This is a genomic window from Shinella sp. M31 (assembly GCF_049199205.1).
GTDB lineage: Bacteria > Pseudomonadota > Alphaproteobacteria > Rhizobiales > Rhizobiaceae > Shinella.
On the sequence record NZ_JBLZPH010000148.1, the window covers coordinates 50,214 to 76,453 of the forward strand.

The window sequence follows — 26,240 nt, forward strand, 5'->3', positions numbered from 1 at the left end:
ACACCGTCCGGGCACTCCTGCACCACGGGGAAGTGCAGCGTTTCACCCGCCTTCAGATCCTTCGTCAGATAGACCCGGAGGACGAATTCGTCATATTCGTCATCGCCAAGATTGCCGCCGCTCCAGACGATTTCCTTGACGCCTTCGCCGGTCGGCGTGCCGTAGTAGTCGTAGGATTTGGCATAGGCGCCCCTGATCTTTTCGAGCATCCAGCCGGCCTTCGGCTGCGGCTTCACCGCGATCACGCCTTCGGGGATCTGCACGCGCACCACATTGGTGGGCTTGCCCTCGCAGCCATGCGGCACCTGGAAGATCGCGCGATAGGTCGAACCAACAGGCGCCTCCTTCAGCTGCAACGAAACATGGGCAAGGGCGGCGCCGGAACCGAGGGCAAAGCGGCAACGGTTGCAAGCGTTCTTTTCAGCATTGTCAGTCTCCAAGAGAGCCGGTCATCCCTGCCGGCAAAATATGATGGAAGAGTGAAAGGACATAGGATCGCGAGGGCGCACAGCAGGCGGTCCACGCGTGCAGCGATCAGGGCGGATAAACCCGTGACATGATGCACGCACGATGGCTCTGCCGGCGCTGGCCCGGCGATCAGGCGAGTGTCGGGGGACCGCGAGGGCGTCCGGGCAGAGCCTCATGCGCCGAAGGCGCGTGGTCGTCACAGCCGTCGAAAATCCGCTGCGAGGGTTGTGCAAGCGGATTGAACAGGATGAGGACAGGGCGATAGGGCGGAACGAGGCCTGCCGCCATGCCGCAGGCCAGCGTGCAGCAATCGGGCGCAAGCGAGCGTTCCTTGTCCGGCGTCGATGCCGGTTTCTGCTCATCGAGATGGGTTATGCAGAGCGGGTTGCCATAGGCATCCACCGCCGAACTGCCGACCGATGCAGCCTGGGCCAGTGGGCTCAGAAGAACCTGCAACGCCATCAGCACGGCGACGGCGAAAGCCACCCATCCGTTCCGGCGCTGTTGCATGTGCATCGTCATCAAAACCTCTCGCACCGAGGCTTAGCAAGCGCGCAGCGTGATGAAAAGGCTCCCGGCCCGCCGAATTGTCGCACTCTTTGCGGCGCAGCAAGCAGCACCACGATAGCCTTTCCCGCATGCGCTCTTTTGTTAGGCCGGGCGCAAAGACGACGCATGCCGATCCTGCAAAGTGGGGCTCCTTCTCTCCGTCAAAGGATCAAGCATGCAGACGCTTTCTCTCGAAACCACCGTGACCACGATTGCCGCCGAACTGCCGGGTGCGGCCAAACTGTTTCGCCGCTCTGCCATCAATTTCTGCTGTGCGGGTGACATCCCTCTGCGCGAGGCGGCTGAACGAGCCGGCCTATCGCCGGCGGAACTGCTCGCCGAGCTGGAGGCGCTCCAGCGGATGGCCGGTCTTGAAGCACCGCAGGAGACCGGACCGCTCATCGATCACCTGCTGTCGCGTTACCATGAGACCCACCGCCGCGAACTGGCCTTCCTGATCCCGCTTGCCGAGAAGGTCGAACGCGTTCACGGCGACCATCCCGTCGCCCCGTCAGGACTGACCCGCGCGCTGGTCGCGCTGAAGGCGGAACTGGAAGACCATATGACGAGCGAGGAGCAAATCCTCTTCCCGCTGATGCGGCAGGGGCAAAACACGAGGACTTCCCGCCAAATCGCGCAGATGCGCCATGAACATGCCGATACCGTCAGGCTTCTTCAGGTTATCGAGCATGCAGCCCATGGCATGGCGCTGCCGGAGGGCGCCTGCGGTTCGTGGACGGCCCTCTATACCGGGCTGCGCAAGCTCACCAATGATCTCGTCGTGCACATGCATCTAGAGAATGCCATGCTTTTCCCGCGCTTCGAGACGCCGGAAACCACCATCGGTGCCTAAGCCAGAGACGGAAAACGGCATCCGGATTTTCCGGGTGCCGCTCCAGACATTCGTCAGACGAAGGTCATCACGGCCACATAGCCGATCGCGATCAGGACAAGCCCGGCGATCAGCATCGGCATCAGGCTGCTGCCGTTGATTTCCCTGCCGCTGACCTGCTCGCCGGAAAACACCAGGGGTTTGCGCGGTTCTTTCTTTTCCATGACAGCCTCTCGTCATTGCGGGGATCGAATGCCTGGCTGGGCGCTGGCTTCCAGACGCGCACCTTCGAAATGTCCGAGCATGATCCGGATCTCCTCCGGATCGGACATCAGACAGACCGCGGTTGCGAGCGCATCGGCAATGGCGGCCGACGGCGCCGAGACCGACACGGAGCGCCATGCCGATGCCGCCGGCATGCCGGTTACGGGATCGAGGATATGGCCGTCGTGGCCTGCCTGATCGAAGGTCGTACCGAGTGGGGCAGAAGTGGCGAGCGCGCGCTGGCGCAGCGCCAGGCGTTCGCCTGTCTCCAGGCGTACCGGCCAGTTCCCGCCCTCCGGCTTACCGCCAAGCGCCCGCAGTTCACCCGTATCGATCAGGATATTGCTCAGCCCCTCCGCCTCCAGCAGCGCCGCGACCCGATCGGCGACATAGCCCTGGCCGATGCCGTTCAATGTCAGCGCCATGCCGGGTTGCAGGGTGATGGCTGCGGCGTCGACTTCCACCTTCGCCCAGCCGGTCTTGTGCCGCACCGTCTCGACCGCTTGTGCATCGGGCCTCGTGCCGCCTGCCGCGGCTTCAGCCCAGAGCGCCCAGAGCGGCTGCACGGTCGGGTCGAACCGTCCGCCGCTTGCGCGGTGGACGGCACCGGCCAGCGATAGGCAGTCGAGCAATTCGAAAGTCGGCGCGGGGAGATACCCATCGCGGTTCAGTCGGGACAACGCGCTCTGCGGCCGGTAGAGGCTGAGCATATCTTCCAGCCGATCGATCTCGGCCATGACGCGGGCGGCGATGGCTTCTCCGTCGGGATGGTCGAGCCGGATCGAGGCGCGTGCGCCCAGCGCCTGTCCCGTCCATTGTCGGGTCGTGCCCGTCATGGAGGCTCGGGCGGCAACGGGCAGGATGGCCAGAGCGGCGGAAATTGTGATCAGGCGGCGTCGGGTGATGGGCATGGGTCAGCCTCCGGCCTTGTTGGGCAGGGCACGCAGGCGGCCGTTGAAATCCGCGTCGGCGTCGTCCCTCTGGTCCGCCCCGGCGTCGACCGGTGCGAGAACCATGTCATTGGTGATGTCGGCGAGCGCCAGCACGCGGCCGCCCTCGGCGCGAACAAAATCCTCGGCGCGCTCCCGGCTGGAAAATGGCACCGCCTCCGGCGCGCCCATGCCGCCCGCACGCGCCGAGCCGAGAACGTAGAAAGCCTTGTCGGCTACGATCCAGTTGCCGTTGCCGGGGCGGCTCCAGGTCGCATCTGCTTTGCCCATGTCGTTGACATAGACGGCGAGGATCGGCGCGACCTGCTCGGGGCCGCGCATATAGGCGATGGCATCGCGCACCTGGCTGAAGAACAGCGGCGCGGCAATGCCCTCAAGGAATATCTGCGCCTTGGGGCCGGGATGTTCCAGGAGGTTCATCTGGCAATAGTGACCGAGGGTCTCGGGCGTCATATCCTGCGGCGTCGTGCTTTGGGCCACCTCGTCCTTGCAGGCGGAAAGCAGCGTGAGGGCGGCGACGAACAGGGCCGAACGAAGCGAAATCCTCATGGCGTCACCTTCCGGAAAGCCGTCACGGCAAGCGCGATGGCGGCAAGCGGCCAGACGAGGAGCGAGGCGGCCGATTGCCAGAGCGGAATGGCACCTGCCGCACCGCCGATGCCGCCGGCCGCCGCAACGGCTTGCGCCGCCGAGAGATTGAAGACGCGGAAAGCGTCGGCGGGATTGGCGAGCAGCGCAACCGGTAGCGCCTGCGTGGTGAAAGCGCCGCCGCCATCCGAGACGATCAGCGCAAGCAGGGCGAGATCGTAGAGCACTACAGCCACGAGCCAGAGCGCGATGGCAAAACCCGCCGCCGCGGATGGCCGGCGCGCCAGGGCCGAGAGGGCATAACCAGTGCCGAGGAAGGTGGCTCCGAGCAGGACAGACGACCAGATCAGCCGCCACAGCGAGCCAAGCCCCCTGATGGCCTCGGCATCGGACCAGACGGCGACTAGCGCCGCCGCGCCGTAACCGAGCGTGACTGCGAGGGCGAGGATCACGAGATGGGCGAGCAGCTTGCCGAGCAGGATCTGCAGGCGCGAGACAGGATAGGTGAGCAGTAGTGGCAGCGTGCCGCGCTCCACCTCCCCCGCCACCGCATCAAAGCTCATCAGGAGCGCAAGAAGCGGCACGAGATAAACGGCGAGCGAAGTGAGCGAGGCGACCGTCACCGAGAGACGGTCCACGCCGACGTCTCCCGTTGGTGCAGCACCGGCGGCGGCGAGCACCAGCGCAAACAGCACCATCATGCCCGTCGCGATGGAGACCCAGCGGTTGCGAAAGGCGATGCGGAATTCCGAGATCGCGGTGGCGAGGATGCGGTTCATTGCCCGTCCCTCCGGCTGAAATGGCTGTAGATATCTTCGAGGCTCGGCGGGATCACATCGAGATCGCCGACGTCGCCCCCAAGCGCGGATATGCGGGCGAGCAACGTCAGCTTTTCCGTCTGCGCGCAGGAAAGGCGCAAAAGCCCATCCCCGCTCGCGACCGCCTCCGGAAAAGCCGCCGCCAGCGATGGCGCATGGCCGCAAGCAGGGCGAACGAGAAGAGAGACGGGCAGTGCTGCGCGGGCACGCAGATCGGCAAGCGTACCCTCCGCCACCAGTTCGCCCCCAGAGAGAATGAGGATGCGGTCGGTGCGCGCCTCCACCTCGGTCAGCACGTGGGAGGAAAGCAGGATCGCGGTTCCCTCGGCGGCGAGGCCATCGAGAAGATCGTAGAAATCGCGCCGCGACACCGGATCAAGGCCAGAGGTCGGCTCGTCCAACACCAGGAGACGCGGGCGGCCGATCAGCGTCTGCGCAAGGCCAACACGCTGGCGCATGCCCTTGGAATAGGTGCCGATGCGTCGGCGCGCCGCCTTCTCCAGCCCGACGCGGGCAAGAAGCGCCATGGCCTGCTTCGGGTTTTCGCCGCGCAGCGCAAGATAGTGACGCAGCTGCTCCTCTCCGGTCAGCGCCGGGTGGAAGGCGACGTTCTCGGGCAGATAGGCAGCTTGCGCGCGCGCCGCCGGCGAACCGGGCGCCATGCCGCAAACCGTGACGTCACCGCCGTCATAGGGGATGAGGCCGAGGACGATCTTCATCAGTGTCGATTTGCCCGCACCGTTGTGGCCGAGCAGCGCCGCGCGCCGTCCCGCCTCCAACGTCAGCGAAACGGCCTTCAGCGCCTCCACCTCGCCGAAGCGCTTAGTGAGCCGAGAGAGTGTCAGGGTCGGTGTCATCATAATTTCCTTCGGCCCAGCGACCGGCGGCTTCGGCCTCAAAGCCGAGGATTTCGGGCGGGACGGATATGGTGAGAGACCGCATCAGCGGCGCGCTGTCGCGCACGCCGCCGGGCAGCGTAGCGGGAAAATCCCGCTGGCTCCAGCGCACGAGCTGCACGGCGGGCGACCCTATGAGCAGGCTTGCCGCCGGCTGCGACCAGAGTATCTGATCCATCAGATCGTTGGGGCGGTAGAAGCTGTCTGCGATCCCGTCGCCGTTGAGGTCGAAGGCCGGGTGGTCGGACCAGAAATTGCCCCTGCCCCCATGGCTCCATTCCATGTTGCGCGTACCGACATATTTCACCTGCTCGCGGTTGGCGACGAAGGCGTTGCCGGTCAGGACGTTCTTCTCCGAGCCGGCGGTGAAATGGATGCCGATGCCGCAGCCCTCGAAGCGGTTGTTCCAGATCAGGTTCTTGTGGGCATTGTAGATGAAGAGGCATTTCTTCGTGCCACCGCGCACCAGATTGCCTGTGACGTCGGCATTGTTGGCATAGTTCAGCATCAGCCCGTGCTCGCGGTCACCGAGGCTCAAATTGTTGAGGATCTTCGCCTTATTCGAGAACATGATGGCGAAGCCGAGATGGTTGCCGATCGATATGTTGCCGGAGACCTCGGTGTTGCGGGTGTACATGAAATGCACGGCAAAACGCAGGTCGCGCATGACATTGCCGCGGTAGATGCTGTCGGCACTGGCATTGGAGAAGATGCCGTCACGGCCATAGCGGATGACATTGTTCTCGAGCAGTGTACGTGGACTGTTCCAGACATAGATGCCGTTGCCGCGCTCGTTCATGCGCGGGCTGTCGGTTCCGATAATCTCGTTTCCGCTGATGGCGGCATCGCGGCCGCCATGCACGTCGATACCATGCATGTTTCCGGTGACGAGCAGCTTTTCAACGCGTGCCCGATCGGCACCCTCCAGGATTTTCACCCCGGCATCGAGATCCTGGTTCACGCGGCCCGAGCCGGTGACGGTGAAACCCGTCAGGGTCACGCCGGCAGCGGCAATCGTCATCGCGCTGCCCCGCCCTTGCCCGTCCACCACCGCACCGCGAGGGCCCGAGATGATGAGCGACCGGTCGATGACGACGGGACCGGCATAGACCCCGTCGGCAAGGACAAGCACATCGCCGGGCGTCGCCTCAGCGATGGCCGCCGCGAGGCTGCCCGTACCCGGCGCGACGGCACGCTCCGCCGCTGACAGCGGCGGAGCGAGAAGAAGGCCGATCAGGAAAACGGACAGCCGCATCGTTCAGGCACCCTTCGGTTCCACGAACATGCGCCCGCGCATTTCCATGTGCAGGGCATGGCAGAACCACTGGCAATAGTACCAGTAGACACCCGCATTGGCCGCGACGAAGGTGACCGAACTCGTCATCTGCGGCCCAACCTCCATGGCGACGCCGTGGTTACCCATGGTGAAGCCGTGCGTCAGGTCGTCGATCTCGTCGAGATTGGTGACGATAACAGTGACCTCGTCACCTTCCTTCACGGTGAAGCTTTCCTGACTGAAGCTCGGCGCGACCGACGTCAGATAGACGCGCACCTTGTTACCGTCGCGGATGACAGCGTCGGTCCATTCGTCGATATTGACGCCGTCGGCCTCAGCCTGCTTGCGGGTTTCGGCCCAGAGCGGATCCTTGCGGTCCCACACCGACTTGATGTTCGGCAGGATCGAGGGGGCGACGGCGATGGCGTCGTGCGGCTCGGCAAAGTTCGGACCGTCATGCACCAGCACCATCTTGTCGCCGGAGATGTCGATGAGCTGGTCGTTCTCCGGCTTCAGCGGACCGACATTCAGGAAGCGGTCCTTGGAGAACTTGCACAGGCACACGAGCCAATCGCTGGAGGCATCCAGCGTCTCGCCCATCACCGTCTTCAGGTGGCCGGGCTGATACTGGACGTCGAGTTTGTCCTTGATCGGGTTGATCTTTTCACCGGCATAGGCGCGGATGGCCTCGTCGATGTTCCATTTCACCACCTGGCTGTCGAGGAAGAGCGACGTATAGGCGTTGCCGCGACCGTCGAAGGCGGTGTGCAGCGGGCCGAGGCCGAGTTCCGGTTCTGCCACCACGGCGCTGCGCGGTTCGGCATTATCGTAGAAGATCGCGTCGAACTTGGTGACGTCGAGCACCGTAACGGTCGGCGAGAGCTTGCCGGCGACGCAAAGGTGCTTCTTGTCCGGCGCCATGTTGCAGCCGTGCGGGTTGTTAGCGATCGGAATGTAACGGGTGAACAGCGACTTGGCGTCCTTGCGGCCGTCCACGACCTTCACGCCGTTGACCTCTTCATACTGGCCGGCGGCGATCGCCTTCTCGATTTCAACGAGATTGAAGACGACGACATGGTCCATCTCGGACTTGGTCATCTCTTCCAGCGACATGCCCATTTCGGAATTGTAGGAGGTCGAGAAGGCCCACTTGCCCTCGTAGTCGGCATCGCAATTGTCGAGATTGCCGGAGACCTTCACCTGCCAGGCGACCTCCCATTTGTCGGCATCGACGGCGGTGAAAATGTTCACATAGGTCGAGACGTCGGTCATGGTCGAGCCGTCATTGACCAAGGGCGCTTCGTCCTCGCCATTGCAGAAGACGTAGTCCGAGCGCGGCCATTTCTGCGGGCGCAGGCCGTGGATGCCCTTGGCGTTCGGAATTTCCAGGATCGCGTCGGTCTTCATCACGTCACAACGCACGCGCGCCACGCGGGTGTTGGCCTTGTCGTTCATGAAGAGATAGCGGCCGTCATACTTGCCCTCGGTGAAGGACATGTGGACATGATGCAGGTCTCCATTGTCATGGATGTGCTTGCCGTTCGCGGCGAGTTGCTTCTTGGTCTTCTCCGTCATCGTGCGCTGGTGGATGCGAATCGATTCATTCGTCTGGCCCCAGCCAGTCGCGGAGCAGCGGTTGAACACCGGCACCCGCATCAGCTCGCGCATCGAGGGGATGCCGAGAATGCGCATCTCGCCCGACTGTCCCGAAGACCAGAAGCCGTAATAGTCATCCAGCTTGCCGGGCGCGACGGAACCATCCGCTCCGGCGGCGGCACGGGCCGGGGTCGCGAGACCCGCAGCCCCCAGGCCAAGGGCGGCCGGCCCCATCGTGCCGGCAAGAACAGCGGTCCCTGCCGTGGCGCTGAAGAGCGCTCGGCGGCTCAGCCCCTTGTTTTCCTTCGATTCCATGATCGACTCCTTCTTCAGTTAACTTTTTCTGCGGGCTGGTGGATCGGCGCGCCGCCCGGACTTGCCGCGAGCTTGGCCCGCGACTTCATTTTCTTGATCACGACGGGGCACATCGTTTCGGACTGGTAGAGCACCTGGCAGTGCAAGCAGTTGATGCACTCGTTCGGGTTGATCTCGCCGGTCTTGTGGATCGCCTGCACCGGACATTGGATCGCGCAGGTCTGACAGGGGCTTCCGCATTCGTGGTAGCGCTTGAGCCAGTCGAACATGCGGATACGCGCGGGTATGGCGAGTGCTGCGCCGAGCGGGCAGAGATACCGGCAGTAGAAACGCTCGACGAAGAGCCCGGCGACCAGAAGCGCCACTGCATAGGCCACGAACGGCCATGCTCGAATGAATTTCAGAATGATCGCCGTCTTGAAAGGTTCGATCTCGGCCAGATGCTCAGCCTGCTCGACGCTCATCAGAGAGACGCCGAAAAGCCCAAGGAAGATCATGTACTTGACGGGCCACAGCCGCTCATGCAGTCCCCATGGCAACGTCCATTGCGGGATGCGCAGTTTGCGGGCGATCTGGTTCGTCAGTTCTTGCAAGGCACCAAAAGGGCAGAGCCAGCCGCAATAGGCGCCGCGTCCCCAGAAGAGCAGGGCGGCCGCTACCGCGAACCACAGGATGAAGGTCAGCGGATCGAGCAGGAACGCCTGCCAGCTGAAGCCGGTCACCAGTGAGCCGAACAGCGCCATCAGATTGACGACGGAGAGCTGTGCATTGGCATACCAGCCGAGGAAGACCAGCGTGACCGTCAGGAAGACGATGCGGAAGATGTAGAACCCCTTGGCGTTCTTCACCGCATAGGTCTGGAAGAAGAAGACCCCGGTCAGCACCACCAGCATGGCGCCGAGCACGACTATCTTCAGCTTGGAATCCTGCCAGATGCGCTTCCACAGATCGGCCTGCGCGGCCCCCTCGCCACGATCGGCGACAGCCAAAGCCTCCTTCACCGGCGGGGCCACGGCGCGGAGATATTTCTGCGGCAACTGATAGCCGAGGTCGAAGGTATGGAAGACCTTTTCGATCGGCCCGACCTCGCGCTGCGCCAGAAGCTGGATGCGGAAGGGTTTGGCCGGATCGAAACCGAGACCCGCAGGAATGCGGAACAGGTCCATTTCGGTGAATTCAGGTGCACCGGCAAGCGCGATGCCGCCAAGACGGCGATGGTCGCGGTCGCGGAAGCGCACGGACACGTCGTCCTGGATCAGCACGATCCGGTCGAAAATGCCGCCGCGCACATAACCCGACCCCTTGAAGGAATAGAGGCCGCGCGCCATCACGGCGATGGCGTTCTCGCCGTCTTTCAGCCAACTCTTGAGATTGGCCTCTTCGGCCGGGCCGAGCAACGCCCCGCCGATTGCAGGAACCGAGACCAGTGCAGCCTGCATGTCGATGAAGGTGGTCTGCGGCGCTTCGGTAATTGCGCGGTCGCGCGCCCGTTCGTCGGGATGTTCGTCAAAGGCGGCGTTGACCTGAGCGACATCGAGAGACAGCCGGCGTAGCGTCCCGTCGCCCTCGGCCTCCGTCCAATTGGCAGGACCCGTGGCATCCCGATCAATCTCGAAGCGCGGCCCAGCCTCGTGCGCTTCCGGAGCGAGCCCGCCGAGACTGAGCGCACGGGCGACCTTCAGGCTAGAGCGGACGATGGAATCGTCGATCACCATCACAGTCACAGTCGCCCCGGAGATGACGTCCACCTCATGCGCCGTACCGCCTGATTTCGCCTCGGCGACAATGTCTAGGCCGGCATAGCTGGCGACCAGGGCTTTCACCTTCGCTTCGGGAATGCCGATGAGCACGATGGGCTCGGAGTGCTTTACCAGCTTGACGCCGACGATCCTGGCGTCCGTGCCGATGGCGACGAGCGTATGGATCGGCTTCCCAGAATAGCCTGTGGTACCGACGAAGTCCGAGGTTATGAAGACCCAAGCGACCGTCTGGTCGCCCTTCAAAACCGGCGCCACCGCCAGGTCCGCGCGAATTGGACCGAAACCATCTGCACCGGGCACCAGGTCTGACGCGGCTGCGGCAGGCAGGTACTCCTGCAGAACCGTACGCGCATGGGCGGCCACCACCCAGCACAGACTGGCACACAGCAGAAGAAGGAGACGGACGATTTTCATTCCAAGGCATTCCTGCGGATCATCGCGAGAGCATTGGATCGTTCGCCTCGATCGGTCGTTGACTTGCGTCAAATAGCGAACAACTAGAGCATGTCGGGTTTAATCCGGATCATAGCCAGCGGCGGTGAAGTAGTTGGCACATTCGGCGGGGGTGAAGAGCTCGACGATGGAGCTGACGGCTTCCCAGAGCTCGGTGATGGTCCGCTCGGCCTTTGTCCGCATCATCGCTTTGAGCTTGGCGAAGGCGTTTTCGATGGATTGAAGTCTGGACTGTAAGGCGGCAGGTAGAGCAGGCTCGCGCCCGCCGCTTCGATGGCGTCACAGACACCAGCGGCCTTATGGGCGGGCAAGTTATCCATTATGACGACATCGCCGGCGGCGAACGTGGGAACCAGCACCTGCTCGACATAGGCGCGCAATAAGTTTCCATTCATGGCGCCGTCACAGAGGAAGGGAGCGGTCATGCCGGTCAGCCGGAGCGCGCCGGTGAGGGTGGTGGTTTTCCAGTGGCCGTGCGGCACACCGGCCCGGCAGCGCTCACCGCGAAGCGAACGGCCGCTCAGGCGCGCCATCTTGGTCGCCAGGCCTGTTTCGTCAATGAAGACGCAGCGAGCGGGCGGAAAGTCGACGGGTCGTCGTGCTCTTGAAATCGAACCATCGACGTGTTCACAAGATTTTCTACGTGATTGAAACTTCGATCATCCCATACAAGCGGTGGTGCATCATAGCTGCTTATTATGGAACCAACACTGACGAGATGCTTGAAAGCGATCACAGCTCAGACGCTCGTCGAAGCGTCCGGTCTTCCATTGTGTATCAGTCTTTTGCAACGCCCGTCGCTTGCCGCCGCCGGCGCCGACCAAAATTGCTAGACCACTATAGAACGGCAGCGACGGGCACTGACATAGACACAGCCCGAGGGTGAGTTTCACGACCAATGCCATCGGGAGGCTAGGATTAGTCAACACTTGCAAGGCTTGCCAGTCGGCCTACGTTCGGAACCCGAACGAGACGCAGATTCTCGAGCTCGATCGCTCTAAGCTTGCGCAAGCGCGTGAACTGACGGCTCACCGTCTCGATCGTCAGGCCAAGATAATCGCCAATTTCCTGCCGAGACAATGACAACTCAAAACATTTCTTATCGTGATCGCCTGGATCGAGGCGCCGAGCCATATATAAGAGCAGAGTTGATATCTTCTCCAGCGCGTCCTTTCTCCCTAGGGTCAGCATCCATTCGCGCGCTTCATCAAGCTCACTCAGCGCCTGCTCATGGAGCCTGTGGCCAAGCTCAGGAACTTCGAGCGCAAGCAAATCCATCGGCTGACGCGGAAAAGTACATATCCGCGTCTCCGAGGCAGCTTCCACCGCATAGGCGCTTCGGTGGCTATACGGTCGTCCGGCAAAAGATGGCGCAAACTGTAGGCCAACAATTTGCTGACGACCGTCCGCCATAGTCTTGGCAAGCTTCAGGACTCCACTGAGAACATTACTGTAGGTCGCAGCCTCCTCGCCCTGAGAAACCAGTTCGCACCCCGCCGCAATGGTCCTCCGCTTGCTATGCTTTGCGAGCCTCGCAAGCTGCTGTGGTGAAAGGACGCCGCAAATTCCTTCTCCGCGAGCCTCACAGGCGTTACACCCGGAGGGAGTAGCGATTTCAGAAACGCTTTGTTCGACGGACGTTGATCCCATAGCTGCCTCCAATGGTTATCCACTATGTGCGCGTCTTCTTGCGTTTCGACAAGTTTGCGGACATCCCCAAGATTAGCTACGCGGTCACCCGGGTCAGCTCTCAGTGCAAATCAACACCCGCAGTGAACATTCGAAACTAGAGGATGTCGAAGCCGCAAGACGGGCGCGCTTGCTGCCCGAATTCTGAATGAGGTATCGGAGGCAGCATAGCTCTCCTATTACAATCTTGATGGATGTAGCACTTAGTGCTATATGGACCGATGTCAGAACGAGTGTTCAAAACAGCGTGGTTTGCCAAGGCGGCGAAGAAGGCGCGCATCTCCGACAAGGCGTTGTCGAAGGCAATCGTTCAGATTGCCGTTGGACAAGCCGACGATCTCGGCGGTGGCGTCTTCAAGAAGCGCCTCAACGACAACATGCATCGTTCAATTGTTTTGGCGAAGGCCGGAGAGTTCTGGGTGTTCGCCTATCTCTTCGCCAAGAAGGACCGGGCGAACATCGATGACGACGAGCTTCTGGCGTTCCGGAAACTCGCGGACCTCTACCGGGCCAAGGCGAAAGCCGACCTCGAAGCGGAACTTGAGATTGGCGCCTTACTGGAGATTGATCATGGCAACTAAACGCAAGTTCAAGAGCGATGCGTTCGAGGCAATCCATAGCGCTGTCGAAGGCATGCTTGCAGCTGGGACCATCGACAAGGAAACGATGCGGACCTTCGATGAGGATTGCCTTGTGATCCCGCAGGAACTGTCGCCTGGCGAGATCAAGGCGCTCCGCGAGGACAACCATGTCAGCCAGCCGGTCTTTGCCCGTTATCTGAACACGAGTCAATCGACGGTTCAGAAGTGGGAAACCGGTGCCAAGCGCCCAAGTGGGCCGGCACTCAAGCTCCTGTCGCTCGTGCAAAAGCACGGGCTGCAGATGCTCGCGTAACTGAACCTCTGTTGGATGGTGGGTAGCATTCTAACGTTGAGACGACCGCACATTCTCGATGCACTGGAACAGCTCCCCCCGGCTATTCCGTGGATGTGGTCGACGTCAGGGGGCCGGAGACACCTTCGGCGGGGCGCTGACCTGGTGCCTGACACAGGGGCACGCCTTCGCGGAAGCGCTGGACTTTTCCATCGCCGCCGCATCCCGCTCCGTCACGATCCACGGCCCGCGCGGCGGCAAGACAGACGTCGAAACGGTGTTCGCGTGGCGCAAGGACAGGCGCAGGCGTTAGGCCGAAGGATCGAGGGTGTGGCCCTCAATCCTCGCGCAACGGCTACTTCGCACCCAGCATCCGCCGCATGACAAGCGGCAGATGCGCGGTCAGGCGGCGCAGAATCCGCCCTGTCCAGCCGAAGAGCACAAGGCAGGGAGTTGCCGAAAGTGAATACCGGCCTCAGATCGGGCACGCGAACGACGACTGTGATTTTGCGTTGAAGTTTAACCCCTTTCGACGCTAAAGAATGACCCCGTCTGCGTAGATTAACATACTGATCAATTTGTGGGTTCTCCGGTGTAGCGGGGGTCATCCGTCGGCGCCGATGGTGGGGTCAAATACCACGCCGAAACACACTGCCATGTTCATGCTCCCTGGATTCTCTGAACTGGACCTTAGCATGACTCGAACCGATACAGACCGGTTAATCAGCCGCAATACCGTCCAATGACACGTCTTGAATGAGAATGGGCGGCCCGATGATAGAATAGCACAGCCCGCCCTTTACCGATGAGCTGCTTGCACGTGCGCGCGAACCGGATCACGGCGTAGCACTAGAGTGTCCGAGCCTTTCTGGGTGACGCTGACTCCAGGCGGCTGAACACCGACAAATCGGTAACCGTGTTGATCGCTACCGAGAACTGACCCGGCGTTTCCACCAAGAATTTCCGCCTCTGTTGGCGCGGCTCATTTCTGCCAAATGCGCGATTGAGGAAGTTGCGAGATGACCGGCGCTGGCCCGGGCAATACCCCCCGTCGCAGATGGGTGTTTGAGCGGCGAAACACTGCTGGTTCTGCGTGGAGACCGCGATCGCGTCCAGAGACTGCCGAAGCCCACTTCGTTAAACCATAAACACTGCCTAACAGAATCCATCGAGCCTGAGAATCTTGTAGGCTTCGATCGTCGCCGTTAGGCTGTCCTCTGTGCCACAAGTTTTGATCGCAGAGACGACACACAGAATGGCCAGTAGCATGAGGACGCCTGGACAGGCCAAAGACTGACGGAAAGGACTGAAGGATGCCCGAGGTGAACTCATGAGAGGACGGCCGGTGCCCGAACGCAGCGCCGTCATCGACGGCAAGCTCCTGCCCGACGTGCTCGACGAGGCGATGATCCATGCCGTCGTGCACGGCTTCTACGATGAGATCCGCAAGGACGGCTTGGTCGGCCCCGTCTTCAACAGCATCATCGCCACGGAAGACTGGCCTGTGCATCTCGCCAAGATGTGCGATTTCTGGTCGGCGACGTTGCTGCGCACCGGCCGTTACGAAGGCCGGCCGCTGCCGCCGCACCTTTCCATCCCCGAGCTTGGGGAAGCGCATTTCCAGCGCTGGCTCTCGCTGTTCCGCACCACCGTCGAGCGGCTTTGCCCGCCCGAAGTGGCCGATCTCTTCCTCGACCGGGCGCTACGCATCGCCCATTCCTTCCGGCTTGCCATCGCCTTCCATCGCGGCGAGGATTCCATGAAGATCGTACCGATTTCGCGAGACGCCCTCACATGAATGCGGCTCTCACCCTTGCCCGCGACGAGAGCGGCGAATTCCTGCTGTCGGCCGATCTGCTGGCCCAGCGCATCGGCTGGCCGACGGAAACCCTGCGCGACATGATGCGGCGCGGCCTCGTTTCCTCCCGCGTAGGGCGCGGCGAACGCGACGACGCCGGCCGCTGGCGGCTTTCCGTGCGCTGCGGGAACCGGCGATGGCAGGCGACCGTGGAGGCGGACGGCCGCGTCGGCGAGCAGCGGCTCGACGTGCTGCCCGCCGCGCCCAAAAAGGCGCGCTAGCCGGGAACCTTCCCACCGGGTCGGCATCCAAGGGTGCGAAAGGAGCATTTCATGTCCGTTTTGCAGACCCTTCCTACCCCCGCGGCCGATGAGGCGACCTCGTGCGCCGCGCGGCGGCAGGCGATGCCGCTGCCGTGCGCGCGATCATCAAAGCCCACAACCAGCGCCTCTACCGGCTGGTGCGCGCCGTGGTGCGCAGCAATGCGGATGCTGAGGACGTGTTGCAGGAGGCCTATCTCAGCGCCTTCGCCCGGCTCGGCACCTTCCAGGGCCAGGCTTCGCTGTCGACCTGGCTGTCGCGCATCACGCTCAATGCCGCGCTGATGCGGCTCCGCGCGCAGAAACGGGTGAAGCGCGCGGCACCGGCGCTGACATCGGCCGAGGCCGAGATCATTCCCTTCCCGCTCTCCTCCCCCGTTGCCGATCCGGAGCGCTCCATGGCGCAGCGACAGCTTCTCGACCTCGTCGAGGAGGCGACCGATGCGCTTCCCGAGACCTTCCGCCTTGTCTTCGTCGCCCGTGTCATCGAAGGGTTGAGCGTGGAGGAGACCGCCGCCCTGCTCGACCTGCCGGCCGCGACGGTGAAGACCCGTCTCCACCGGGCAAGAAAGCTCCTCCGCAACCGGCTGGAGGCGCAGATCGGTCCCGTGCTGATCGATGCCTTCCCCTTTGCCGGCGTGCGTTGCGAACGGTTGACCGCGGCGGTCATCGCTAGGCTCGGTCTGGAAAAATAACGGGAACCTCTTGCGCTGGCCGGCATCCAATAGGGCGTCAACCAAAAAGGCGCCGCCGGCGCCGAGGAGAACCCGATGAAGACGTTTATTGCTGCCATCAGCGTCGCCTGCCTCATGTTCGCCGTCCCGCTCGCCATTGCCGCCGATGCGCCAAACGATCCGCAGATCGCCCATATCGCCTACAGCGCCGGCGTGATCGACGTCGAGGCCGCCAAGCTCGCGCTGTCGAAAACCAAGAACGCCGATGTGAAGGCCTTCGCGGAGTCCATGCAGAAGGATCACGAGGCCGTCAACGAGATGGCGCTCGCCCTCCTCAAAAAGCTTAACTTAACGCCGGAGGACAACGCCACCAGCCAGGAATTCACCAAGACGGCGGAGGAAAAGCGCGCCGAACTCGGCAAGCTCGACGGTGCGGCCTTCGACAAGGCCTATATCGACAACGAGGTAGCCTATCACAAGCAAGTCAACGGTGCGCTGGAGACCCTGCTCATCCCCTCCGCGCAGAACGCCGAACTGAAGAGCCTGCTGGAAACCGGCCTGAAGCTCTTTCAGGGCCATGAGCAGCATGCCGAACATGTCGCCGCAGGCCTGAAATGATTTCGGGCCTCCTCAAGCGGCGGCAGGTGCTGATTGCCGGCGCGGCGGTGCTGGCCGGCACGGCGCTTACCCGCGCGCATAACGGCACGGTGCATGTGAAGATCGAAAAACTCGCCTTCCAGCCCACCGAGGTCGAGGCAAGGGTGGGCGAAACGATCGAGTGGACGAACAGCGACCCCTTTGCCCACACCGCTACCGTGATGGGCGGCTGGGAGGTGACAATCCCGCCCGGCCAGAAGGCGACCCACGTCGTCACCGCCGATGACAGGGTGGATTATTACTGCCGCTTCCACCCCAATATGACGGGACGGATCGTTATTCGACAATGAATAGATTGCGCGGCGGAGTGAGAGCGCTCAACCGCGCGACGAGCGATGCTAGGGTCGGAACAAGAGGACATCAAAATCGCACGATCGTGAACCCTCGTCGCGGAGCGAAGGACGGGTAACCGTTGCGATCCTGAAGCCGGCACAGCGGCCTAGCTATTCGTGAACTCGCAGTCATCTCTGGAGCGCTCGACGCCTGTCCGCTGCCCTGCCGACGCTCATTCTCGGTCAAACAGACGGTGATGATGGCGCTGTCAATGCTGGCCATCGCCGCCCTCGTCGGCGCGCGCGAGCTTGGCCAGGAGGCTTTCACTGCGCTTTCCTCGTCGGCGCCGAAGGCCGCCTGCCTGTCGTCGAGGGAGCCAACCAGATCGGCTGGCTCGACCGATCGGCTGCGCTCGCGACTTTGGCCGCGAGAGTGTAGCGGGTTTTGAATTTGAAGTGTTGAACGGTATGAACCGCTACTGGTGTTACAGTTGAATACTCATCAGATTTGTAGGGCGTCCCACACCCCAGATGAATTGCTGTTTTCCGGCGCAAAACCTTTCCGATTCAAGCTTGTTGGAAGGCTTTCGCGTCAGCGCGCTATGCCCGATACACTGATGCCAGCTCTCATTCATCCGCCACGCGTTCTCGTTCCAACGTCTTTAGAATGTCGATGAGACGCGGCGCCATCTCGCGGATTTCGGTGAGGTGGATGGCGCTCAGTTGCTCGAGGACCGCGCCGGCCTTGTCCGACAGCGTGAGCATCTGCCGGCGGCGGTCCACAGGGTCGACCTGCCGCATCACGTAGCCGGCCGCGACGAGCCGGCCGACAAGTTCCGTCGCCGAATGAGGTGCGATCATCAGACGCTCAGCAAGCTTGCCAACGGTCATTGCCTCTTCGCTCCGATAGCCGCGGATCGCCAGCAGGGCCTGATGCTGCTGGGCCGGCAGTCCCTCCGCGTGAGCAGCCGAGCTGCTGAAATCCATGAATCGGCGCAGTGTGTAGCGCAGGTTGGCGAGGGCTTCGTAGTCGGTATCGCTTAGCCTATCCTTGGGCATTCCCCGCTCCACGTTCTCCAGCGGGACGCCTCAGCAGGGCGCCCGCGTCTCTGGATTACCGCAGACACGTCGCGTGGGCCAGAAGCTGTGGCCTCCAATTCGTCGTGCCGGGCTATTGATTTATATCGTATTACGATCTATTTGCAGGGCCCTCATATGACATCAGCGGAAAGCACATGCTGAAAACGAAGCCTCACAACCGACCGCACGATTTCATCGGCGGCCTCGCGCGGCGCGAGGCCGGAGATTTTACGACGGACCGGCGCGTACTGGCCCTGATCGGCATGGCAATCATCGTCGGTACCGGCGGCGCGCTGGCGGCTAAACTCCTGGTGACCCTCATCGCGCTCGTCACCAATCTCGCCTGGTTCGGCCAGTTTAGCCTTGCCGCGACGTCCCCGGCGCAGGCCCGGCGCTCGCTGTGGACGGTCGCAACACCCGCCATAGGCGGCCTCGTCATCGGCCTGATGGCCCGTTTCGGTTCGGAGAAGATCCGCGGCCACGGCATTCCCGAGGCCATCGAGGCGATCCTCATCGGCGGCAGCCGCATGTCGCCGAAGGTGGCCATCCTGAAGCCACTCTCCTCGGCGATCTCCATCGGCACGGGCGGCCCATTCGGCGCCGAAGGGCCGATCATCATGACGGGCGGGGCGATCGGCTCGCTGTTCGCCCAGTGCTTCCACATGAGCGCGGCCGAGCGCAAGACACTACTGGTGGCGGGCGCCGCCGCCGGCATGACGGCCATCTTCGGCTCGCCGATCGCTGCGGTGACGCTCGCCGTCGAGCTTCTGCTGTTCGAATGGAAGCCGCGCAGCTTCATCCCCGTCGCGATCGCCGCCTGCGTCTCTGCCTGCTGGCGTCCGTTCCTCTTCGAGGCGGGTGCGCTCTTTCCGCGACAGTTCCACATGGACCTGCCGTGGTGGGGCATTGGCCTCTGCGCCCTTGCCGGGCTCATCGCCGGCCTGCAATCCGGCCTGCTGACGACGCTGCTCTACCGGATCGAGGATGCCTTCGAGGCGCTGCCGATCCACTGGATGTGGTGCCCGGCGATCGGCGGTCTTGCCGTCGGTCTTGGCGGCCTGATCGAGCCACGCGCGCTGGGCGTCGGCTACGACATCATCGACGGCCTCCTCAACAGCCGAATGCTGCCGCAGGCCGTGTTGACGATCCTGCTAGTCAAGGCCGCGATCTGGCTGATATCGCTGTCCTCAGGGACGTCGGGCGGGGTGCTTGCGCCGCTTCTCATCCTCGGCGGCGCGCTCGGCTGGCTGATTGGACTGGTGTTTCCCGGCGATCCGGGCTTTTGGGCGCTCATCGGCATGGCCGCGATGATGGGCGGCACGATGCGCGCACCGCTGACCGGCACCTTCTTCGCGGTAGAACTGACTGGCGACGTCTCGACCCTACTGCCGCTGCTTGCCGCGACGATTTCAGCCTACGCCGTTACCGTGCTTCTTCTGCGCCGCTCCATCCTGACAGAAAAGATCGCCCGGCGGGGCCAGCACATCACCCGCGAATACGGTATTGATCCTTTCGAGTATGCCCGCGCCCGCGACATCATGATCGAGTCGGTCGATACGCTTCCCGCGCAGATGCGCGTCGGCGAGGCATCCGCCTTCTTCGCCACCACCGAAAAGACGCACCGGATCTATCCGGTGGTCGACGCGGAGGGGCGGCTGAAGGGCGTCGTGTCGCGTGGCGATGCCCTGCGCTGGCAACAGGACCCGGCCCTCGCCGACCATGCCCTCGACGAGCGCGTCTCCGATACGTCGGTACCCGTCGCCCATCCGGAGGATACGATTGGCTATGTCGCCGACCTGATGCTCGCGACGGACGTCGGCCGCATTCCGGTGGTCGATCCGCAGAGCGGCCGGCTCGTGGGCCTCGTGGCACGCAAGGACCTGCTGCGGCTGCGCCACGCCGCCAACACGATGGAGAACGAACGCAAGCCCTATCTCGGGCCGGGGAAGATCGTGCCGTGAAACAAGTGAAACCTGTTCTTACGCCTTCGGCGTGGATGCGACGCTGAAGTCGGCATCGACTTGGGTCATCCACTGACGGATATGATCAAATAGAAGCGCGAAGTCGTAGCGCCATTCGAGAAGCACCAGCTGCCAGGCGCTGCCGTTGAGAGTGGCGAGACGATCATCGAGCGTCTTCTTCATCAGGGCCAGTGGGTCGGAATGGGAAGCGGCGGTATCACTCTGCGCCGGCGTATGAAGCGTCGCGCGTTGAAGCTGTCGGTCGAACTCGAGAAGCTCGTTCTTTAGTGCTAATAGGTCGGCGGACATTGGAAAGGCTCCCTTTGTTTATCGCCGCCCAAATATATCGTAATACGATATAAATTCAACCCCACGGCTGAGCATGGGATTAGCTGTCTAGTCGTACACACGATAGGCTCTTGATGAGATTCGAACCACCGACTACACCATGCCAAGTACTTGAAATGGAACGATCTGGGCCGCGCAAAAGGCACGAAATTAAGGTTTTCAATGGCCGATTTAGTTGCTATGTTCCCTTTTTGTTTCGAAGATAGGCAATTCGGATGGCGAACATTGCTACTTTGACGCTCGGCAGGAACGCGAGAGCGACATAGGCGTATGTGCAGATAATCCGAAGAGGCCATGATGCGGTTGCACACTGAACCCGACACCGAATGGAAGAACATCTTTCAGCTCTGGCGTGAGAGTGGTGAGGTTCTGCCGCTGAAAGTCGCCAAAAATTCCTGGAGCGCCGAAGCTGGTCACTTCCTGATTGTCGAAGATATCGAGATCAAGAAGTGGCCCTACGGAACGGCATGGGGTCAGTATCATTGGAAGGGGATACCCGGCGCGAAGGGTGAGAAAGTCAATCAGCCGGGAACATACACATGGAGTAAGCTTTAACTTGCAAGCGACCGGGCCACTCCGAGAGGTACAAGGAAATGTTAAACGCCTTGTGCGATGTATAACGATAGCCTTTGCAACCTGAGTGAGTATCTGTGGACAGATTTATTTCTGAAACGACGTACGAGAAATATCTGACACATTGAAATGGATAGACGCTAAGGTGCCCAGGGTACCGACAAACTGGCCAACGATTAGTTCGAGAAAATGACCACGGCACAACACATCGTAGCTTTGCTGAAAAGCCACATAGACGGAGATGAAGGTCGCTTCCTTTCCGTGGCGACACAGCTTGCCGCGCACGAAGCCCGGCAAGGTCATGGCAAGCTCGCTCAGGAGCTCAAAGAGCTTATTGACGCCGCTCGTGGCAAGACCTCGACGGTCGCACGCATTGGCGCAGGCCCAGTGCCGATCGCACAGCCGAAAGGCGAGTTGACGAAATTGCTCGCCGCACGCTTCTCGGACACGAGTCTAGCAGACATGATCTTGTCCGACGAGCTTCGCGAGCGGCTTGGAAGAGTGATCGCTGAACAGCGGCACCAAGAGCGCCTGCAAGCCCATGGCCTGACGCCTCGCCGCAAGTTGCTCCTAGTCGGCCCACCAGGCTCTGGCAAGACAATGACCGCGGCGGCGTTGGCGCATGAGCTTAAGTTGCCACTTTTTACAGTGCTGTATGATGGCCTCATCGGCAAACTCATGGGAGAGACAGCTTCCCGCTTGAGACTGGTATTCGATGCCGTCACGGCGCAACGGGGCGTGTATTTCTTCGACGAATTCGATGCGATCGGATCGCAGCGGTCGGGGCCAAATGACGTCGGCGAGATTCGTCGCGTGCTGAACTCCTTTCTCCAGTTCATCGAGAACGACCATGGCCCGAGCCTGATCATCGCTGCCACAAACCATCCAGAACTTCTCGATAAGGCGATCTTCCGTCGCTTCGACGATGTCATCGTGTACGAACTGCCGGACGAACGCATCACGCGTGGAATCCTGGAGACGCATCTGTCACGTTTTAAGCCAAAGAAGATGAATTGGTCGGCAATCCTGGATGCAGCCAAGGGGCTCAGTCAGGCGGAGATAGCGCGAGCTGCAGACGAAGCGGCGAAGGTCGCTATATTGAGCGACAAACCGACGGTCGAAACCTCTCTTCTGCTGGGTACGCTGTCGGAACGTCACAACACGATGCGATAAAGCGACAAGCAGTACATGGCCAGACCGCCTCGCAATCGATCTCACTTTTTCTTGGACGGTGGCGGACAAGCGGAGCCTTACACCTCGCCGCGTATCGTCATTTCCGGTCTACCCCCTGCCCGCGCACGCGCGCAACACGCTGCAAAGCTCTCTCAATCGCTTGCAGCTGCTATCGCTGGAGCGCAGCAGACGATCGCCGCGAGGGAACCCGGCATTGCGGACGGTGATCGTGGCTTCTATCTGCAGTTTGATATTACCGCAGCTGAACGGGGTGCAGTCGACTCATTGGAAAACAAGCCGGCTGGCATTGAACTTGTCGCCGTTCCTCAGATTGCGCTTGGCGAGGAGAGTATTACCGCAACCGTCTTCGTGCCCGAGCGCTCACTTGAATTCTATAGCAAGAAGATCGACGCCTACCGCACCGAACAGACGAAGACAGGCCGGCCGAAGAACGAAGCGTTGATTGCGCGAATTGAAGATGTCCATCTGGCTGCCGTGCGATCGCTGTTCACCGACGCTCCCGAACTCTATCCTCAACCGAACGCCGCCGCATGGTGGGAGGTCTGGATCAGGGACGGAAAGCTCGCATCGTTTCGGACAGTTGCTGGCCGTTTGAATATCCCTCTCAAGGATTACGCGATCCGCTTTCCTGAACGAGATGTCGTGCTCGCCCACGGCACAGAAGCCGCGATCGCGCGCGTCGTGAACAATTCGGACGCTATCGCTGAACTTCGGCTCGCCAAGGATACCCCATCAATCTTTTTGGAAATGGGAGCTCCTGAGCAAGTTGAGTGGGCAGAAGATCTTGTCGGACGTCTTGTCGCTCCGGACGCCTTCGCGCCGGCAATATGCCTGCTCGACAGCGGCGCAACACGGCAACACCCTTTGATCGCTCCCGCATTGCCTGCGGATAACCAGTTTGCGTACGACGACAATTGGGGAGTTGGTGACAGCCAGTTCTGGAACGGGCATGGCACTTCGATGTCTGGCGTGGCGCTTTATGGCGATCTCCAGCAGACGCTCGCGCAGCAAGGCGCGGTCGAATTACCCTATTGGCTTGAGACTGTAAAAATCCTCCCGCCAAACGGTGGCAATGATCCGCTGCTATATGGCGCGATTACAGAAGTCAGCATGACCAAGGCCGAGGCAAACGCCCCCCTTCGCAAGCGGGTCTTTTGCATGGCGGTTACCAGCGAAATTGGCCTCGCACGCGGACGTCCTTCATCCTGGTCGGCTGCCGTCGATCAGCTGACCTACGGTGGGGGCGCTCTTCGACGTCTGATAGTCATCGCCGCCGGCAATCTTCGCGGTGATATCCACGCGGCAGACTATCCCGATCGAAATGATTTGGAGGAGGCGGAAAGCCCGGCTCAGGCTTGGAACGCGCTCGTTGTCGGAGCCTATACTGACAAGATCAATATCGTTGATCCGACGTTCGGCGATTGGGCTGCGGTCGCTCCGGCCGGTGATCTGTCACCAGCCAGCAGGACTTCGGGCACGTGGGATCGTCAATGGCCGGTCAGGCCGGATGTCGTCTTCGAAGGTGGAAACTTCGCGCACGACGGCGTGAACCCGAGTTCTCACATCGACGATCTGCAGCTGCTGACGACGTACTACCGACCCAATATTCGCTTGTTTGATACATTTGGTGATACAAGCGCCGCCGCTGCGCTTGGTGCGAACCTTTGTGCGAACATCATCGCCGCTCGTCCGAATCTTTGGCCGGAAACGGTACGGGGGCTCGCCATTCATTCCGCCGAATGGACACCGGCAATGAAAGGCCATTTCGACGGAGCCGGGACGCAAGCCATGAAAATGGCAATGCTGCGACGCTACGGTTGGGGCGTGCCCGACATTTCCCGTGCGTTGAGAAGCGCTACGGACGACGCGACCCTTGTGGTCGAAGACGTTTTGCTGCCGTTCAAAAAGGAAGACTCGAGGATCAAGACGAGAAGCATGAACCTGCATGCTTTGCCATGGCCACGCGACGAGCTTCTCGATCTCGGCGCAGCTGACGTGGAGCTTAGGGTCACGCTGTCGTATTTCATCGAACCTAATCCTGGGGAACGGGGGTGGACCCGTCGACATCGTTATTCGTCACATTCCCTGCGATTTGCCGTCAAACGCTCTCTGGAAGATTTTCAACAGTTTCGGATGCGCATCAACAGAGCGGCGGAAGCCGAGGAAGAAGGTCAGATTGGCGCGGCGGCCGGCGGCGACAACTGGTTTCTCGGCATGATACGTGATCGAGGGTCTGTGCACTCCGATATCTGGCGCGGCAGCGCCGCGGCCCTCGCCGAACGTGATGCGATTGGCGTCTTCCCGGTCAGCGGCTGGTGGAAGGAAAAGCCAGGTTTGGAGCGTTGGGACCGAGCAGCCCGCTATGCGCTTGTCGTATCTATCCGGGCACCGGGCGCAGACATCGACATCTACACCGCCATCGAAAACAAGCTCGAGGTCGAAATTCCAGCCGGATGAAGCGCGCGTTTTGCTGCAACAGCACGCTCGGCGGGGGGCCGATATTGGAGAAATATACGGACGGATATCTGCCTCCACGCCTACCTCCTCCACTATTGAGCATCGGTTTCCACTGGATGGCTGAGGCGATCCTCGCAGAAGTAGGCGACAAGACGAATATCGTCTGCATGCCCAATCCCCATAGCGCGTCGGATTCCCCAATAAATCAGATTGCCTTCCTAACGCATACGTTGCAGTTTCGACGTTTAGTACAATGGCGCTGGCTCAAATGATCTTCATTCATCTTTCCGACATTCACTTTCGAGAAAAAGAAATCAACAGGCTCGATGATCCTAACGCTGGACTGCGTGACGATCTTATCCACGACATCAAGTTCATGCGTCAGAGGCTCGGCCGAAAAGCCGACGGGATCCTCCTCACCGGTGATATCGCCTTTGGCGGCACGGCCAAAGAATATGAGTTCGCTCTAAAGTGGATCGAGGAAGATCTCTGTCCTGCAAGCGGCTGCGATATTGACACCGTTTTCGTCATTCCAGGAAACCATGACGTCAATCGATCCGTCGCCAACTCTCCGATGCATTCTGACGCCCGACAGATGTTGCGCGAATACCCAGCCGCAAAGGTGGAGGGAAAAATTCGCGACTACATGTCGAACAAAACATCAGCGAGACTTCTGTTCGACCCGATCGAAAATTACAATCGCTTCGCCGCCCGATTTTGGTGCGCCTTAGGTGCATACGATGAGGAAAATCCCGACATTCGCCCGTTTGCTACGCGTCTTTGTGAGCTGAACGATGGGTCGACACTGAAGATTTGGGGATTCAACTCCGTCCTTGTCTCGGATATCAACGATCGCGAAGACAGGATGCTGGTTGACCCGTCAGCGGCCCAGATCAAGCGTGAGGACGGCGTTACAAACCTGATCGCGTGCCATCATCCCTTCAGCTGGCTGAAGAATAAGGGGCCTTTCCGCGAGCGAATTGAAGCGGTGGCGCATGTTCATCTTTTCGGACATGAGCACACTCGTCGGGTTGAGGAAGGCGTGTATTTCACCACCATTCGAGCCGGGGCTGTGCAGCCCGAACGGGACGAGGCGGACTGGAAACCTGGCTACAATTGGATTGATTTGGCGGTAGACGGCCAACATGCCGACAGACAGCTGATTGTTACGATCTGGGTCAGACAGCGTGAGGGCGCTCAATTTATCGCTGTCCCCAATCGCCAGCAGCAGGACCCGTGGGTGGTTCGGCATAAACTTCCCGAATGGTCCAAATCAACGACCGTCTTTAAAGAAAGTGAACCTGCGCCTGCCGATCAGGGAACGGTGGACGCGAAACGCGGAGGGACGGCAGTGACCGATGACAACCCCAATCTGCGATCAGTTGCTTTCAAGATGTTCCGGCTTAATGAGCATGAACAAAGACAAATTATCGTATCGCTCGGTCTCGATGAGATTGGCGACCAGGAGTTGAAAGACTACGAGTTCGCGTTGGCGGCGGTACGCCGCTCGGCGCAACAGGGAAAGCTGGATTTACTCGATCAAAAAATAGACGAACTACTTGCTGGGGACGGGATTTAA

At 61.1% G+C, this 26,240-nt stretch carries 26 protein-coding genes and 1 pseudogene; 13 read left to right on the forward strand and 14 right to left on the reverse strand.

The window, feature by feature from the left end; genetic code table 11:
* Together ACOZKU_RS23770 and ACOZKU_RS23775 are read right to left on the reverse strand one after the other, a co-directional pair.
* Nucleotides 1–440: YcnI family protein (locus ACOZKU_RS23770; protein ID WP_421580949.1), on the reverse strand; the 440-nt coding region annotated here is incomplete at its 3' end.
* 157 nt (nucleotides 441–597) lie between these two features.
* Entirely contained in the window at nucleotides 598–990 is a 393-nt protein-coding gene (locus ACOZKU_RS23775) for a hypothetical protein (RefSeq protein WP_314092026.1), read from the reverse strand.
* Between the two features lie 202 nt (nucleotides 991–1,192).
* Here ACOZKU_RS23775 and ric point away from each other — a divergent pair, with 202 nt between their 5' ends.
* Nucleotides 1,193–1,870 (forward strand): iron-sulfur cluster repair di-iron protein, encoded by a 678-nt coding sequence (gene ric / locus ACOZKU_RS23780; RefSeq protein WP_421580950.1) that lies wholly within the window; start codon nucleotides 1,193–1,195, stop codon nucleotides 1,868–1,870.
* Between the two features lie 53 nt (nucleotides 1,871–1,923).
* On the opposite strand, the gene ACOZKU_RS23785 is transcribed toward ric, so the two are convergent.
* The 10 genes and pseudogenes from ACOZKU_RS23785 to ACOZKU_RS23830 form a co-directional block, all read right to left on the reverse strand.
* Nucleotides 1,924–2,073 (reverse strand): hypothetical protein, encoded by a 150-nt coding sequence (locus tag ACOZKU_RS23785; protein ID WP_314092023.1) that lies wholly within the window; start codon nucleotides 2,071–2,073, stop codon nucleotides 1,924–1,926.
* Nucleotides 2,074–2,085: 12 nt separating this feature from the next.
* Entirely contained in the window at nucleotides 2,086–3,024 is a 939-nt protein-coding gene (locus tag ACOZKU_RS23790; protein WP_421580951.1) for an FAD:protein FMN transferase, read from the reverse strand.
* 3 nt (nucleotides 3,025–3,027) lie between these two features.
* A complete protein-coding gene (locus tag ACOZKU_RS23795) occupies nucleotides 3,028–3,612 on the reverse strand; it encodes a nitrous oxide reductase accessory protein NosL (protein WP_421580952.1) in 585 nt (194 codons plus the stop codon).
* Entirely contained in the window at nucleotides 3,609–4,430 is an 822-nt protein-coding gene (locus ACOZKU_RS23800) for an ABC transporter permease (protein ID WP_421580953.1), read from the reverse strand. Before ACOZKU_RS23800 ends, ACOZKU_RS23795 begins: the two co-directional genes overlap by 4 nt.
* Nucleotides 4,427–5,326, reverse strand: coding sequence for an ABC transporter ATP-binding protein (locus ACOZKU_RS23805; RefSeq protein WP_421580954.1), 900 nt, complete (start codon nucleotides 5,324–5,326; stop codon nucleotides 4,427–4,429). Before ACOZKU_RS23805 ends, ACOZKU_RS23800 begins: the two co-directional genes overlap by 4 nt.
* Nucleotides 5,292–6,620, reverse strand: a complete 1,329-nt coding sequence (locus tag ACOZKU_RS23810; RefSeq protein ID WP_421580955.1) for a nitrous oxide reductase family maturation protein NosD — start codon at nucleotides 6,618–6,620, stop codon at nucleotides 5,292–5,294. Before ACOZKU_RS23810 ends, ACOZKU_RS23805 begins: the two co-directional genes overlap by 35 nt.
* 3 nt (nucleotides 6,621–6,623) lie before the next feature.
* On the reverse strand, nucleotides 6,624–8,552 hold the full coding sequence (nosZ, locus tag ACOZKU_RS23815) for a TAT-dependent nitrous-oxide reductase (protein ID WP_421580956.1): 1,929 nt from the start codon (nucleotides 8,550–8,552) through the stop codon (nucleotides 6,624–6,626).
* Nucleotides 8,553–8,566: 14 nt separating this feature from the next.
* The gene (locus ACOZKU_RS23820; protein WP_421580957.1) at nucleotides 8,567–10,726 is read right to left on the reverse strand and encodes a 4Fe-4S binding protein; all 2,160 of its coding nucleotides are present in this window, start codon (nucleotides 10,724–10,726) and stop codon (nucleotides 8,567–8,569) included.
* 99 nt (nucleotides 10,727–10,825) lie between these two features.
* Nucleotides 10,826–11,334: pseudogene (locus ACOZKU_RS23825) on the reverse strand (IS630 family transposase); the annotation flags it as partial.
* A gap of 349 nt (nucleotides 11,335–11,683) precedes the next feature.
* A complete protein-coding gene (locus tag ACOZKU_RS23830) occupies nucleotides 11,684–12,415 on the reverse strand; it encodes a Crp/Fnr family transcriptional regulator (protein WP_421580958.1) in 732 nt (243 codons plus the stop codon).
* 260 nt (nucleotides 12,416–12,675) lie between these two features.
* On the opposite strand from ACOZKU_RS23830, the gene ACOZKU_RS23835 reads away from it, so the two are divergent.
* From ACOZKU_RS23835 to ACOZKU_RS23865, 7 genes are all read left to right on the forward strand, one after another.
* Complete coding sequence (locus ACOZKU_RS23835; protein ID WP_421581046.1) at nucleotides 12,676–13,035, forward strand: type II toxin-antitoxin system RelE/ParE family toxin; 360 nt, start codon at nucleotides 12,676–12,678, stop codon at nucleotides 13,033–13,035.
* A complete protein-coding gene (locus ACOZKU_RS23840; protein WP_024270705.1) occupies nucleotides 13,025–13,348 on the forward strand; it encodes a helix-turn-helix domain-containing protein in 324 nt (107 codons plus the stop codon). The genes ACOZKU_RS23835 and ACOZKU_RS23840 overlap by 11 nt, the downstream gene beginning before the upstream one ends.
* 1,309 nt (nucleotides 13,349–14,657) lie before the next feature.
* Nucleotides 14,658–15,125 (forward strand): group III truncated hemoglobin, encoded by a 468-nt coding sequence (locus ACOZKU_RS23845; protein ID WP_421580959.1) that lies wholly within the window; start codon nucleotides 14,658–14,660, stop codon nucleotides 15,123–15,125.
* Complete coding sequence (locus tag ACOZKU_RS23850) at nucleotides 15,122–15,406, forward strand: DUF6522 family protein (RefSeq protein WP_421580960.1); 285 nt, start codon at nucleotides 15,122–15,124, stop codon at nucleotides 15,404–15,406. Before ACOZKU_RS23845 ends, ACOZKU_RS23850 begins: the two co-directional genes overlap by 4 nt.
* Before the next feature lie 101 nt (nucleotides 15,407–15,507).
* On the forward strand, nucleotides 15,508–16,140 hold the full coding sequence (locus ACOZKU_RS23855; RefSeq protein WP_421580961.1) for an RNA polymerase sigma factor: 633 nt from the start codon (nucleotides 15,508–15,510) through the stop codon (nucleotides 16,138–16,140).
* 75 nt (nucleotides 16,141–16,215) lie between these two features.
* Entirely contained in the window at nucleotides 16,216–16,737 is a 522-nt protein-coding gene (locus ACOZKU_RS23860) for a DUF4142 domain-containing protein (protein WP_421580962.1), read from the forward strand.
* On the forward strand, nucleotides 16,734–17,066 hold the full coding sequence (locus ACOZKU_RS23865) for a cupredoxin domain-containing protein (protein ID WP_421580963.1): 333 nt from the start codon (nucleotides 16,734–16,736) through the stop codon (nucleotides 17,064–17,066). Before ACOZKU_RS23860 ends, ACOZKU_RS23865 begins: the two co-directional genes overlap by 4 nt.
* Before the next feature lie 609 nt (nucleotides 17,067–17,675).
* On the opposite strand, the gene ACOZKU_RS23870 is transcribed toward ACOZKU_RS23865, so the two are convergent.
* The gene (locus tag ACOZKU_RS23870) at nucleotides 17,676–18,107 is read right to left on the reverse strand and encodes a MarR family winged helix-turn-helix transcriptional regulator (RefSeq protein ID WP_421580964.1); all 432 of its coding nucleotides are present in this window, start codon (nucleotides 18,105–18,107) and stop codon (nucleotides 17,676–17,678) included.
* Between the two features lie 176 nt (nucleotides 18,108–18,283).
* On the opposite strand from ACOZKU_RS23870, the gene ACOZKU_RS23875 reads away from it, so the two are divergent.
* Nucleotides 18,284–20,089, forward strand: coding sequence for a chloride channel protein (locus ACOZKU_RS23875; protein WP_421580965.1), 1,806 nt, complete (start codon nucleotides 18,284–18,286; stop codon nucleotides 20,087–20,089).
* Between the two features lie 18 nt (nucleotides 20,090–20,107).
* On the opposite strand, the gene ACOZKU_RS23880 is transcribed toward ACOZKU_RS23875, so the two are convergent.
* On the reverse strand, nucleotides 20,108–20,398 hold the full coding sequence (locus ACOZKU_RS23880; RefSeq protein WP_421580966.1) for a hypothetical protein: 291 nt from the start codon (nucleotides 20,396–20,398) through the stop codon (nucleotides 20,108–20,110).
* A 336-nt stretch (nucleotides 20,399–20,734) separates the two neighbouring features.
* Between ACOZKU_RS23880 and ACOZKU_RS23885 the strand changes: the two genes are divergently transcribed.
* The 4 genes from ACOZKU_RS23885 (at nucleotide 20,735) to ACOZKU_RS23900 (ending at nucleotide 26,240) form a co-directional block, all read left to right on the forward strand.
* Nucleotides 20,735–20,992 (forward strand): hypothetical protein, encoded by a 258-nt coding sequence (locus ACOZKU_RS23885; protein WP_421580967.1) that lies wholly within the window; start codon nucleotides 20,735–20,737, stop codon nucleotides 20,990–20,992.
* Nucleotides 20,993–21,199: 207 nt separating this feature from the next.
* Entirely contained in the window at nucleotides 21,200–22,183 is a 984-nt protein-coding gene (locus ACOZKU_RS23890; protein ID WP_421580968.1) for an AAA family ATPase, read from the forward strand.
* 15 nt (nucleotides 22,184–22,198) lie between these two features.
* Complete coding sequence (locus ACOZKU_RS23895; RefSeq protein ID WP_421580969.1) at nucleotides 22,199–24,661, forward strand: S8 family peptidase; 2,463 nt, start codon at nucleotides 22,199–22,201, stop codon at nucleotides 24,659–24,661.
* Nucleotides 24,662–24,914: 253 nt separating this feature from the next.
* Nucleotides 24,915–26,240, forward strand: coding sequence for a metallophosphoesterase (locus ACOZKU_RS23900; protein ID WP_421580970.1), 1,326 nt, complete (start codon nucleotides 24,915–24,917; stop codon nucleotides 26,238–26,240).

Coding starts and splice junctions, on each gene's coding strand:
- ACOZKU_RS23775 (WP_314092026.1), bottom strand. CDS start 990: ATGACGATGCACATGCAACAGCGCCGGAACGGATGGGTGGCTTTCGCC.
- ric (WP_421580950.1), top strand. CDS start 1,193: ATGCAGACGCTTTCTCTCGAAACCACCGTGACCACGATTGCCGCCGAA.
- ACOZKU_RS23785 (WP_314092023.1), bottom strand. CDS start 2,073: ATGGAAAAGAAAGAACCGCGCAAACCCCTGGTGTTTTCCGGCGAGCAG.
- ACOZKU_RS23790 (WP_421580951.1), bottom strand. CDS start 3,024: ATGCCCATCACCCGACGCCGCCTGATCACAATTTCCGCCGCTCTGGCC.
- ACOZKU_RS23795 (WP_421580952.1), bottom strand. CDS start 3,612: ATGAGGATTTCGCTTCGTTCGGCCCTGTTCGTCGCCGCCCTCACGCTG.
- ACOZKU_RS23800 (WP_421580953.1), bottom strand. CDS start 4,430: ATGAACCGCATCCTCGCCACCGCGATCTCGGAATTCCGCATCGCCTTT.
- ACOZKU_RS23805 (WP_421580954.1), bottom strand. CDS start 5,326: ATGACACCGACCCTGACACTCTCTCGGCTCACTAAGCGCTTCGGCGAG.
- ACOZKU_RS23810 (WP_421580955.1), bottom strand. CDS start 6,620: ATGCGGCTGTCCGTTTTCCTGATCGGCCTTCTTCTCGCTCCGCCGCTG.
- nosZ (WP_421580956.1), bottom strand. CDS start 8,552: ATGGAATCGAAGGAAAACAAGGGGCTGAGCCGCCGAGCGCTCTTCAGC.
- ACOZKU_RS23820 (WP_421580957.1), bottom strand. CDS start 10,726: ATGAAAATCGTCCGTCTCCTTCTTCTGCTGTGTGCCAGTCTGTGCTGG.
- ACOZKU_RS23830 (WP_421580958.1), bottom strand. CDS start 12,415: ATGGGATCAACGTCCGTCGAACAAAGCGTTTCTGAAATCGCTACTCCC.
- ACOZKU_RS23835 (WP_421581046.1), top strand. CDS start 12,676: ATGTCAGAACGAGTGTTCAAAACAGCGTGGTTTGCCAAGGCGGCGAAG.
- ACOZKU_RS23840 (WP_024270705.1), top strand. CDS start 13,025: ATGGCAACTAAACGCAAGTTCAAGAGCGATGCGTTCGAGGCAATCCAT.
- ACOZKU_RS23845 (WP_421580959.1), top strand. CDS start 14,658: ATGAGAGGACGGCCGGTGCCCGAACGCAGCGCCGTCATCGACGGCAAG.
- ACOZKU_RS23850 (WP_421580960.1), top strand. CDS start 15,122: ATGAATGCGGCTCTCACCCTTGCCCGCGACGAGAGCGGCGAATTCCTG.
- ACOZKU_RS23860 (WP_421580962.1), top strand. CDS start 16,216: ATGAAGACGTTTATTGCTGCCATCAGCGTCGCCTGCCTCATGTTCGCC.
- ACOZKU_RS23865 (WP_421580963.1), top strand. CDS start 16,734: ATGATTTCGGGCCTCCTCAAGCGGCGGCAGGTGCTGATTGCCGGCGCG.
- ACOZKU_RS23870 (WP_421580964.1), bottom strand. CDS start 18,107: ATGCCCAAGGATAGGCTAAGCGATACCGACTACGAAGCCCTCGCCAAC.
- ACOZKU_RS23875 (WP_421580965.1), top strand. CDS start 18,284: ATGCTGAAAACGAAGCCTCACAACCGACCGCACGATTTCATCGGCGGC.
- ACOZKU_RS23880 (WP_421580966.1), bottom strand. CDS start 20,398: ATGTCCGCCGACCTATTAGCACTAAAGAACGAGCTTCTCGAGTTCGAC.
- ACOZKU_RS23885 (WP_421580967.1), top strand. CDS start 20,735: ATGCGGTTGCACACTGAACCCGACACCGAATGGAAGAACATCTTTCAG.
- ACOZKU_RS23890 (WP_421580968.1), top strand. CDS start 21,200: ATGACCACGGCACAACACATCGTAGCTTTGCTGAAAAGCCACATAGAC.
- ACOZKU_RS23895 (WP_421580969.1), top strand. CDS start 22,199: ATGGCCAGACCGCCTCGCAATCGATCTCACTTTTTCTTGGACGGTGGC.
- ACOZKU_RS23900 (WP_421580970.1), top strand. CDS start 24,915: ATGGCGCTGGCTCAAATGATCTTCATTCATCTTTCCGACATTCACTTT.